This is a genomic window from Kitasatospora sp. NPDC059648, assembly GCF_042734825.1.
Classification (GTDB): domain Bacteria; phylum Actinomycetota; class Actinomycetes; order Streptomycetales; family Streptomycetaceae; genus Kitasatospora.
On sequence record NZ_JBHWDU010000207.1, the window covers coordinates 1 to 2552 of the forward strand.

The following is a 2552-nucleotide window of genomic DNA, read 5'->3' on the forward strand; positions in this document are numbered from 1 at the left end:
TGTCAACGGCCTTGAAGGTCTCCCCGTAGGCGGCCATGAGTTCTCCCCGCTGGCGGCCACGGAGTCTTCCCCAACGGCGGCCAGTTATCTCCCCGCCGTGGATGGTGCTCGGGTCAGCTGAAGGGCTTCACTCCCTGGCCGGAGGTGGCCTGGGTAAGCCGGAAGCTGTCACCCTGGGTGACCACGATGTGGGCGTGGTGCATGAGCCGGTCGACGGTGGCCGTGGCCAGGGTCTTCGGCATGATCTCGTCGAAGCCCGACGGGTGCAGGTTCGAACTCACGGCCAGCGCGCGCCGCTCGTAGGCGGCGTCGACCAGCCGGTAGAAGCCCTCGGCGGCGTCCGGCGAGACGGGCAGCAGGCCGATGTCGTCGACGATGATCAGGTCGGAGCGGATGACCCTGGCCAGCGCACGGGCGATGGAGTCGTCGGCGCGGTGGCGGCGGACCAGGGCCCCGAGGTCCTCGATGGTGAACCAGGCGACCGTCATCCCGGCCTCGACCGCGGCCTGCCCGAGGGCCTCGGTGAAGTGGCTCTTGCCCGTGCCCGAAGGTCCGCAGACACAGAGGTTCTCGCGGCGCTTGACCCACTCCAGGGACTTGAGAGCGTCCTGGGTCTGGCGCGGGATGGAGGAGGCGGTCTCGTCCCAGTCGCCGAAGGTCTTCCCGGCCGGGAACCCGGCGCGCTTGCGGCGGGTGTGCAGGTTGGCTCGGTCGCGGCCGGCGGCTTCCTCGGCCAGCAGGACGCGCACGACCTCGGCCGGGTCCCAGCGTTGGGCCTTCGCGGTGGGGATCAGGTCCGGGAGGGTGCGGCGGATGTGAGGGAGCTTCAGTCGCCTGGTGAGTTCGATGGCCTCGGCGAGCGGGTCGCCGTTGCTGCCGTGAACGGAGCGGAGCGGGGTGGCCATCAGATGCTGTCCTCGTGGTCGGTGCTGGTGGTGGTGCCGAAGCGGGCCCAGGCGGAGGTGCCGGGCTGCAGGCTGTGGTCCTCGCTCGCGCGGGTGGGCTCGGTCGCGGTCAGGCCGACCTGGTAGTCGAGGATGCTCAGCAGGTCCTTCTCGGAGAACCGGCCGGTGACGGCAGCGGTCCCGAGGGCCCGGTCGACCTCGGCGGTGGAGTAGAGCTTGGAGAGCGCGACGGCCTCGGCCATCTTCGACTTCACGCGGCGGGCGCCCATGTTGCCGGCCTCGACCAGCCAGGTGGCGGCGCCCGGGCCGATCATCAAGAACGCAGCCTCCTCGGCCGAAGTGGCGCGCGGGGTGCGGTCGGCGAGCTTGTCCTCGCGCGGCGGGTAGTGGGCGTCGTCGATCACCGGCGAGCCGGCCGCCCCGCGAGGGTGTCGGGCGACCTCCCGGGCGGTGCCGTCCGCCTCGACGGCGGTCACGACGAGCTCGTCGCCGTGGAAACGGGCCCAGACCCGGGTGTCGATCAGCTGGTGCGGGACCGAGTAGCGCACCGCCTCCACCGAGATCGTGGCATCCCAGTTCACCCGGCGGGTGGTGCCGAACGCGACGGTGAACGGCTGCCGGGGCAGCGGGTGCAACCGGGTGCGTTCCTCGGCGAGCATCTCGACCGGCTTGCGCCTGGTCTCCCGGTGGACCCGGCCGTTGACCTCCTCGCAGAAGGTGCGGCAGGCCGCCTCCAGGGATGCGAAACTGCGGTATTCCTCAAGGAGGTTGACGTCTTTGGGGACCAGGTCGGCCTTGGCGATGCGGACGGTGGCCTCGCTGCCGCCCTTGCTCTCCGGATCGGCGGGTATGCAGGTGCGGATCGTCATGCCATAGTGCCGGGCGACCTCGACGATCTCCGGGTTGCGGACTGCGATCCCGGCGATGTGGTCGGTGGTGACCGTCTTCTCGTTGTCGGTCAGCGCATAGGCGGGCACTCCGCCGATCCGCCGCAGCGTCGCGTCCAGGCACGCCGTGATCGTCGGCAGCGTCTTGTCCCAGACCGGGATCACCACCCGGAACCGGGACCAGGCCAGCCACGCGCACCACAACGTGGCCTTCCGCCCGCCGATGACCGGCCCGTCGCCCCAGTCCCACTGCAGCCACAGGCCCGGCTCGGTGATCCACGGCCGGTAGATTCGCCGCTGACCGGCCCTGAACTGGGCCTTCGCCTCGGCGACCGTGCGGCGGGTGGTCCGTTCCCCGCCGGTGAAGCCCATCGCGACGATCCGCTTGTGGACCACGTCCGCGCGGATCCGCCCGCCGGAGCGGTGGACCAGCTCCTCGATCTTGGGCAGATAGATGTCGATCGCCCGGTCCCGGTGCCGACGGGCCGCGGGTTCCTGTCCGGCCGCGCGCATCTTCACATAGCGGGCCACCGTGTGGTGGTCGCACCCGGCCAGCTCGGCCGCAGCCCGGTAACTGCCCGTGAGGTCGTACGCCTCCAGGATTTCCATGATCTCCCTGCTGTTCTTCACCCGGTCGAGCGTCGCCGACCAGGGGCGGATGGGGCGAGCGGGGAGATATCTGGCCGTCCGCGGGGAATCCGCTGGCCATCAGTGGGGCCCTATATGGCCGCCTATGGGGAGCTTTTCATGGCCGCCGTCA

The 2552-nt window shown here is 70.7% G+C and carries 2 protein-coding genes; both read right to left on the minus strand.

The window, feature by feature from the left end:
* Nucleotides 1-113 precede the first annotated feature (113 nt).
* Complete coding sequence (istB, locus tag ACFV1W_RS40440) at nucleotides 114-905, minus strand: IS21-like element helper ATPase IstB (protein ID WP_380422555.1); 792 nt, start codon at nucleotides 903-905, stop codon at nucleotides 114-116.
* Nucleotides 905-2422 carry an IS21 family transposase gene (istA, locus tag ACFV1W_RS40445; protein WP_380422557.1) on the minus strand — a complete coding sequence of 506 codons (1518 nt, stop codon included), beginning with the start codon at nucleotides 2420-2422 and terminating at the stop codon, nucleotides 905-907. The genes istB and istA overlap by 1 nt, the downstream gene beginning before the upstream one ends.
* Between the last annotated feature and the right edge of the window lie 130 nt (nucleotides 2423-2552).